The organism is Flavobacterium sp. CG_9.1 (assembly GCF_015751645.1).
In the GTDB taxonomy this organism is placed as follows: Bacteria; Bacteroidota; Bacteroidia; order Flavobacteriales; family Flavobacteriaceae; genus Flavobacterium; species Flavobacterium xanthum.
Map to the genome: position 1 here is coordinate 1 of NZ_JADOVC010000054.1, position 8,823 is coordinate 8,823.

The 8,823-nt window shown below is 29.8% G+C and carries 5 protein-coding genes; 3 read left to right on the forward strand and 2 right to left on the reverse strand.

The genetic code is table 11. The features are described 5' to 3' along the window. Nucleotides 1-77 precede the first annotated feature (77 nt). The 3 genes from IWX83_RS16685 to IWX83_RS16695 are packed head-to-tail and all read left to right on the forward strand — an operon-like array spanning nt 78 to nt 6,535. Complete coding sequence (locus tag IWX83_RS16685; RefSeq protein ID WP_196831296.1) at nt 78-3,926, forward strand: non-ribosomal peptide synthetase; 3,849 nt, start codon at nt 78-80, stop codon at nt 3,924-3,926. A gap of 12 nt (nt 3,927-3,938) precedes the next feature. Next, nucleotides 3,939-4,580, forward strand: coding sequence for a 4'-phosphopantetheinyl transferase superfamily protein (locus IWX83_RS16690; RefSeq protein ID WP_196831297.1), 642 nt, complete (start codon nt 3,939-3,941; stop codon nt 4,578-4,580). 11 nt (nt 4,581-4,591) lie between these two features. Next, on the forward strand, nt 4,592-6,535 hold the full coding sequence (locus tag IWX83_RS16695; RefSeq protein ID WP_196831298.1) for an alpha/beta fold hydrolase: 1,944 nt from the start codon (nt 4,592-4,594) through the stop codon (nt 6,533-6,535). Nucleotides 6,536-6,570: 35 nt separating this feature from the next. Here the strand turns inward: IWX83_RS16695 and IWX83_RS16700 are convergent, their stop codons facing one another. After that, nucleotides 6,571-6,912, reverse strand: a complete 342-nt coding sequence (locus tag IWX83_RS16700; RefSeq protein ID WP_196831299.1) for a hypothetical protein — start codon at nt 6,910-6,912, stop codon at nt 6,571-6,573. A gap of 1,352 nt (nt 6,913-8,264) precedes the next feature. Further along, entirely contained in the window at nt 8,265-8,720 is a 456-nt protein-coding gene (locus IWX83_RS16705; RefSeq protein WP_196831300.1) for a nucleotidyl transferase AbiEii/AbiGii toxin family protein, read from the reverse strand. Nucleotides 8,721-8,823 lie beyond the last annotated feature (103 nt).

Consider the following 8,823-nt stretch of genomic DNA (forward strand, 5'->3'; position numbering starts at 1 on the left):
CAATAAAAAAATGTAAATTTGAACAGAAATTAGCTCATTATTTTGTGGCACATCATGACCGGAATTAGTGGCACATCATGACTGGAATATACAACCTAGCCACAAGCTATAAATGTTCTACTTTCCATTTGATTTTAGGAGTTTTATATACCTATTTCGGTAGAAAGCACGAAAACAACGATTTTGCCATTGGTTTGCCCGTTTTAAACAGAAATAAATCTGCTTATAAAAAAACGGTGGGCCTTTTTATGGGTGTTTCTCCTTTAAGAATGGCATTAGATTTTGAAACTACTTTTCAAGATTTAATAATTGATATAAGAAACCAATTAAGACAAGATTATCGCCACCAACGACTACCATTAGGAAAGTTAATTCAAGAAATTCAGTTGCATAGTCAAAAGGAGAGATTATTTAATATTACACTTTCTTACGAAAAACAAGATTACTCAACCAATTTTAAAAATACACAAACCAAAGTAATCCCATTGAGTCATCAATCAGAAAGAGTGGCTTTAGCCCTATATATAAGAGAATTTGATGAATCGGAAGATGTGAAAATCGATTTTGATTACAATTTGAATTATTTTGATAATGCAAGTATAACTCAAATAGTCAATCAATTTGAAAAGTTAATAGATGCTGTCTTAACTAATTCAAATAAAAAACTAAAAGAGTTAGATTATTTATCGGAAGAAGAAAAGAAACAAATATTATTTTGTTTTAACGATACAAATTTTAATTATCCAAAAGATAAGACGGTATTAGATTTATTTGAAGAACAGGTATTGAAAAACCAAGAAAAAGAAGCATTAAAAGATGATTATAAATCCTATTCTTATTCTGAACTTAACAAATCATCAAACCAGATAGCGGAATATCTTATCGCTACTTATGGGGAACAGGATAAATCGCCGATTGGTGTTTTATTAAACAGGTCTGCCAATATGGTAGCTGTTCTATTAGGGATATTAAAATCAGGCAGATCCTATATTCCATTGGATCCAACTTTTCCAAAAGAGCGATTATGTTATATTGTTGATAATAGCAAAAGTAAATTGCTTATTAGTGAAAAAGAATATGAATTAGAAGGTGTTGAAGATGTTGTGAAAGTGTCATTAGAAAATATTTTGGCAGGGATTGATGAATTTAAAGGAAATCTATCCACAACAATTTCTCCTAAAGACACCGCATATATAATTTATACTTCGGGTTCAACCGGAGATCCAAAAGGCGTTGAAATAAGACATCAATCGTTGCTTAATTTTCTGTGCAGTATCCAAAAAAAACCAGGAGTTAGTTCAAATGATATTTTTTTTTCGGTAACGACTTATTCTTTTGATATTTCAATTTTAGAGTTTTTTGCACCTTTAATATCTGGAGCTACTTTGTATATTGCAAGTCATAATGTTTTATCAGATTCTAGTTTGATTATTGAAAAATTAGAGAAAACACAAGCTACTATTATTCAAGCTACTCCAAGTTTTTATCAAATGTTGTTTAATGCTGATTGGGATGGAAGCAAAGGGTTAAAAGTGCTTTGCGGAGGCGATTTATTAAGTGAAGCATTAGCCGAAAAGTTACTCAAAAATTGTTTGGAAGTTTGGAATATGTATGGACCAACAGAAACTACTATTTGGTCCAGCTTAAAAAAAATAGAACATCCAAAAGATGCAGCCAACATAGGAAAACCAATAAATAATACACTGTTTTATATTTTAGATTCATTCTTAAGCCCCAAGCCAATAGGAACGGCTGGAGCCATTTATATAGCAGGCGATGGATTGGCAAAAGGATATTATAAAAATGAATCATTAACTAATGATAAATTTATCAAAAATCCATTTGATGCTACAAGTTTACTATACGAAACTGGAGATGTTGGTAAATGGAATGATAAAGGGGAAATTGAATTTTTAGGAAGAAATGATAATCAGGTTAAGATTAGAGGTTATAGAATTGAGCTAGGGGATATAGAGTCGCAATTAAATCAAATAGAAGGAATTAATGATTCTGTAGTAATTGCTAAAAAAGGAGATCAACAGGACGCTTTTTTAGTGGCTTATATTTTAAAAAGTAAAAAAGCAATTGATATAGAAAAAATCATTGCAGCATTAAAAATAAATCTTCCACACTATATGATTCCAAATGCAATCATTCCTTTGGAAGAATTTCCGCTTACTCTAAATCAAAAAGTGGATAGAAAATCTTTGTTGCAAAGAGTCGTTCAACAAAATGAAAATCATGATGATTTTAAAGCCCCTATTTCTGACTTAGAAAAAAAACTTTCGGAATGCTGGGCAGCCGTATTGAATACTAAAGAGCCTATAAGTGTAAATGATAATTTTTTTGCACTCGGTGGTCATTCATTAAACGCAGTTAAATTAATCGGATTAATTGCTAAACAGCTTTCATTCTCGATTACTTTAAAAACGATTTTTGACTTTCCTACCGTTGAGTCGCTAGCTGTCTATTTACAAGAATTCAAACTAACACAGTCGAAGCCTCTACCATTATCAGAAATCAAAGATTTATATAGTTTAACTCCTGCTCAATACACTATTTGGCTGGCTTCTCAACAAATTAGAGGTTCTATAGCCTATAATATGTCTGTTGGTTATAGTGTTGAGGGTATTGTAAATTTAAATAAAATTACAAAATCAATAAATCGAATCATTGAGAAGTATGAAATCCTAAGAACCAATTTTATTGAAAAAGAGGGCATTCCTTATCAAAAAATTAGTGCTGCCGAAAAAGTTAGATTTGAAATTTCCGTACATCAATTAAAAAACGATACGATCGCAGAAGTTATCAGTCGATTCGTTAATACTAAATTTGATTTAGAAATAGATTTATTAATAAGGGTTCAATTACTTGAATTGAAAACCAATCAATATTTACTGCTTTTTTCTACGCATCATATTATAATGGATGGTCTATCAGTAGAAATTTTTATCAAAGAATTAATTAAAAATTATAATGAAACCGCCACAGAAGAATCCATTTCCTATAAAAATAAAAAAGACGTTTCCTTCTTCCTTGGAGAAACATTAACTTTTCCAGAAGAAAGTACTTCTCCAGATGCATTAAAAGTAAATGGTTTAAAATATCAATTTAGAGATTACTCCGAATGGTTTAACAAAAAAATGAAAAATAATGCTGTTAAGAATGAGTTGTTTTGGGAAAATTATCTTCAAAATTTTCGACCTAAAGAATCATTTTATAAGGATTTTAGTACAGAACACAATCAACAAAATGGAAGCAACTATTTGTTTGAATTGACACACGATACAACTACAACTTTAAAAGAATTAGCTCTTGAGAATCAAGTTACTTTATACACCATTTTAGTGGCAGCTTTAAATGTTTTGATTTTTAAAACCACTAATCATGATGATATTTGTATAGGAACTGTTCACTCGGGGAGAAATATTCTGGAGATAAATAATCAAATAGGGATGTTTATTAAGACACTTGTTTTAAGATCACAAATTAAGGCAGAGCAGAATTTTGTTACTATCTTGAAAAATACTCAAAGGAATTTATTGGAGATTAATGATTATCAATCTATTCCTTTCGCCAAAGTATCTCAATCTGTTTTCGATGTTATGTTGGTATTTCAGAATCCAGAATTTTCCTTTGAGAATATTGATAAATTAAATGATTTTAAATTAACTTCTTATCCTATTGATCATAAATTCAGTAGATTACCTATTGTATTTAATTTGTTTGAAAGTGATAATAGGCTAAAAGGTATTATAGATTATAATTGTGATTTATTTGAAGAAGTTACAATTAAAATCATTGTTCAAAAATATAGCAATCTGTTAAGTAAAATAAATAAAAACCCATCAATGAAAATAGATTTAATTGATATTAAATTAGAGTTAGAAAAGAATACATCATTTGATTTTGATTTTAATTTCTAAAAAAAAAAAGTTTTGATTTACATCTATTATTCTTATCTGTCTGAAGAAAATCACGAAAGTTTGTTGAAAAATGAGTTGGTGAAATTTCCAGCCGATTATCAAGAGAAAATTAAGCGTTACCGAAGATGGCAAGATGCACAATTGTCATTTTTAGGTAGAATATTGTTGTTTAAGGGGATTGAGGAAATTTATAAAGATGATCCTCACGATAAAGTGATAAAACACACAAAATATAATAAGCCTTATTTTGATGATAATTCAATCTGGTTTAATATCTCACATTCAGGTGACATTTTTGTTTGTGCCATGAGTAACAAAGTTGAAATTGGAATTGATATTGAAATTGTAACGGATATTGAAATAAATTATTTTAAATCGCAATTTACAGATAATGAATGGCATAAGATTATTTTAAATCACAATAAAAAAGAAGCTTTTTTTGATTATTGGACTCAAAAAGAAGCAGTTATAAAATTAAATGGACACGGATTAACAATTCCTCTAAAATCATTTGAAATTTTTGATAATACGACTCATATCAATGGAGAAAAATACTATTTACAAAAAATAAAAATAGACAATCAATATAAATGTTGTCTTTCATTCAAAGAATACTTTAACGAAATTTCCATAAAACAAATTCAAATCAATTAACATAAAAACAAATGAAAAATTTAATTACGCTCTTTTTGTTACTATCATTATTACCATCTTGTTTATTTTCTCAAACAAATGCTTTTAAATTAGAAAAAACTACTACTTTTTTTCCCGAAGAAAAAGCAATAAATCAAGATAATATAGAATGGAGTTATTTAACTGTTCCTGAAAATTGGGATAATCCCTCAGATAAAAAAGTAAAAATGGCAGTTGCAATTTTAAAAAGCACCTCAAAAAAAACAGATTCAAATCCTGTTATCTTTATATCAGGTGGTCCAGGTGGAAGTGGGATTCGTGGAATTTGGAATTGGCTAAATCATCCATTAAGGGAAAACAGTGATATTGTTTTAGTTGATGTTAGGGGTACTGGTAATTCTTTGCCTAAATTTTGTCCTGACTTAGGGAAGAAGTTTTTAGAAATATTGGCAAAAAATCAGAATAGTGGACAAGATGAACAGCAAAAAATTATAGCAGCCATGTCTTGCAGACAGGATTTACTAAATAGAGATATTGATTTAAACGCATACAATAGTAAATCAATTGCTAAAGATTTGAATGCTTTAAAGAATGCTTTGAAGTATAAGAATTGGAATGTTTATGGTGTTTCTTATGGAACATACACAGCTCAGGTTTATGCAAATGATTTTTCAGATGATATAAAATCATTAATTTTAGACTCTTCGATTTCGGATATTTCACAGTATTACAATCATAATACTTCAAATTACATTAATAGTCTTAAGAAAGTTTTCGAAGCCTGTAAAAATGATCCTAATTGTAATAAACAATACCAAAATTTAGAAAGCACCTATTATGCAACAATAGAAAAGTTAGAAAAAAATCCTATTACAGTTAAAGTTGACAAGAAAAAAATTTCTAGTGGGGAGTTTACCTATAATGTAGAAGATTTTAAAGTTTCCATTCAACAAGCCCTATATCATAAACAATTAATCGAAGTATTGCCCTTATTAATCACCGAATTTAATAAAGGAAACAAAAGTACTTTGAGTTCATTAGTAGCTGCTTTTTCAGGGGCTTTAGGTTTAGATTATGGAGCCTATTATTGTGTGACTTGTAATGAGGCTATCCCTAATAATTCAATTTCGGAATTTGATAATGATGCCCTTAAATATAAAAAATTAAAAGGAGGGTTGTCTTTTTATAAATCAGATTTTTCAGTATGTGATAAATGGAATTTAGGAACTACTAGTTCATCAAAGACTTTGAATGATTTATCTAATCTATTCACGCTAACCTCACCTGTTTTAGTGTTTTCAGGAGGATTTGACCCTATCACTCCCGCTTCAAACGGAAAAATAACAAACGGAAAATTCAAAAACAGCTTTTTAGTTAATGTACCTAGCTTAGGTCATGGTCCTAGTTTCGCAGGATCTGAAATCGTTAATAAATTCATAAATAATCCAAACCAAAAACCAAATACTAACGAAATAGAATCATTAGAATCAGATGAAAAAAATCATTTCGTTACCGATATAAAAATTAACAGAGGAATTTTAAATTTCTGCGATAGTCTAAAAGAATTCAACCTGCTATTTTTTGCTCCATTCTTTATAGCTATTATTATCCTATTAATTTCAATTTTCAATTTTTGTTATACGCTAATAAAAAACAGAAAAGTTTCTATGCAGAATAAATTGATGAAGTTGGTAATTGTAATAACCTCTGTGTTAGGACTATTTACAATTGTTGAATTGGTTTTAGCTATCAACAATACTGCTCAGGATAATTTTTATATTCTTGCGTTTGGATTGCCAAATCAATTTAGCTATTTGTTTATTCTTCAATGGTTTTTTATAGCATTGACATTAATTTCTATAATTTACTTTTTATTTAAAATTAAGTTTATCTCTGATACAAGTATAATTGCAACCATCCTATTCTCGCTTATTTTAATTGGAGTTTATTTCCAATATTGGGGATTTTTGATTTAGAATTTGTTTTTGTATTAAAAAGAGGAGTGGTTCAATCAAAGTTTGACTACCACTATTCTTTTCGTAACCAACACATAAAATTCCTGCCATATCGTAGTTTTGACTTTGGTTTTCAGATTCATAATGGTTAATACCTGATCTGATTTAGTCAGGAAAAGAAGTTGGTTGGTTTCTGTGGAATAGTCGCTATGGCTAATTGGAGTATACAACTCCTGTTTTCCTGTTGCCAGGTTCAAAAGGTGAAATGCTTTGGTATCCTGACAAACAAAATAATTAGTACCAGCGAATAGTGAATTATTGGCAGAGGGGAAATAGTAGGTTTTCTTTGTAGTGATGTTAGACACTAACAAAGTATCAATGCCACTTTCATCTTCCATTTTGTAACTGATCCATGCCCGATTTGGGGCGACTTTATCTTGGCGTAATTCGCCCCAGAGATGATAATCGGCTTCCGTTAACTGTTTTTTTTAGGGTCTCGATTTTACTCCTTTAAGAATGAGAGAAAATGAATAATTTGACTATGATCTAAATGCAAAAAACCTCTAAATCATAAGATTTAGAGGGTTTTGATTCAATTTGTATTCCTAGTGGCAGAGAAAGAGGTCCCTATGCCTTTATAATAGTCCCAGTATTTACTGAGCTTTCGATATATTTTATAAGAACAAGGTTTCTAGACTTTCAAAGTCTTTTTTTTAATTTGGTAAATGTAAGGAATAAGTGTTTAATTAGTTGATTTTTATTAACTTAAATTAAATATTTACACTGTTCATTTAATAAGTTAGTATACAATTATGATATAAATTTTGATCATAGATGAATAAATTTAGAGAAAACAAAGTTTGAGAAAAGAATTGTAGATTAGTAGACTTATTTTTCATTTTTCTATTTTGAAATAGGGTCACTCAGCTACGTGATTAAAACTCTTTTTGTTTATCACTACTTTTTATTTGATTCATCAGTATGAAGGTATCCCTCCAAATATATAGTAAAGAATAATTTGAGCTGGTACGTTTTATTAATGATGTTTGTTTTTTGAAAGAAAAATTCATTATATTTATGTTTAAGAATTAAATTTTTTTAACTTTTTGGGTTCATCAATGATCGCGTAACTCATCGAACTTATATAGGTACAAGGGATGAAATGGAACTGGCTTTTGAACGCAGTGGCGAACATACCTATAGTCCCAAGTGCGCCGCTAAAAGCGACACTGTAATAGCTTATATAGAATTCATGCTAAAATAGGATGAATTAAACCTTAATGTTTTAGCTGTAGTATGTCATAAAATAGAAGAACAAGAGCTTCTGAATTATATTTCCAAAATCCAATCTTTAATTTATTCTATCTGTAAGTGTGAAACTAAGTCATGAAAGTATGTGGACGACCGTATATCCAATTGTTTAGGGTTTTTTATAAATCGAATTATATCTCTCTTTACAAATTCCATATTTACAGTTTCAATTTTTTGTGATATTAATTCTCTAAAATCCTTTTCTGAAATTGTTCCCTCTTTCCAGTCGTCGCTATCTTGTACTCTAGTAAAGAAATGATTTAGATCAAGTTTAATTCCTTTCTTAATATACCATTCCATGTCTTACCAGTCGCGACCTTTTACATTAATTCCCCATTTACGGAATAGCTGTGCATCCATCTTACCAGCAAAGAGATCTGGAAGAGTAAAGCACTTAACATAAAAAGCGAAAGGTTGTAAGATAAGTTTTTCTTCTGTTTTAAAATTCAAAGGGGGCTGTATCTACCTCGATCTTAATTTTTATGTTAGCTTTAGAGTCTACGCCAATTTGTGGTAATATAGTTTCCAGTTTTAATTCACGCCACAGAGTTTCCGATTTTGGGAAAGCTGAATTGATATTATTCTGCTTCACTTTTTGTTTCTCGCTAATACTTACATTAATTCTTAATGCTGCAAATTCATTTACACTTGCATCTTGGTACTTTTTCAAAGAGAAATCTTTTTCTACTTGTAGCAAGGAGAAATGAAGGTCTTGGGAGAAACGATCCAGTTTATGAAATATTATCAAAGCTGTACCTCCATAAAAGGCCGCTTTGTCAAAAAAAACCGAGCGGTAGAGTCCGGCCAGTGCAATTTCCAGCATAATTTTGCAGAGTGCAGATTGTGCTTCTTCTTTGTTTTTAGGGTTGTACCTTTCAAGCCATTCTTTTATCATTAGGTCGCTTGTGTATATTCCAGTCATGATGTGCCACTAATTCCGGTCATGATGTGCCACAAAATAATGAGCTAATTTCTGTTCAAATTTACATTTTTTTATT

Coding starts and splice junctions, on each gene's coding strand:
- IWX83_RS16685 (WP_196831296.1), top strand. CDS start 78: ATGACTGGAATATACAACCTAGCCACAAGCTATAAATGTTCTACTTTC.
- IWX83_RS16695 (WP_196831298.1), top strand. CDS start 4,592: ATGAAAAATTTAATTACGCTCTTTTTGTTACTATCATTATTACCATCT.
- IWX83_RS16700 (WP_196831299.1), bottom strand. CDS start 6,912: ATGGAAGATGAAAGTGGCATTGATACTTTGTTAGTGTCTAACATCACT.
- IWX83_RS16705 (WP_196831300.1), bottom strand. CDS start 8,720: ATGATAAAAGAATGGCTTGAAAGGTACAACCCTAAAAACAAAGAAGAA.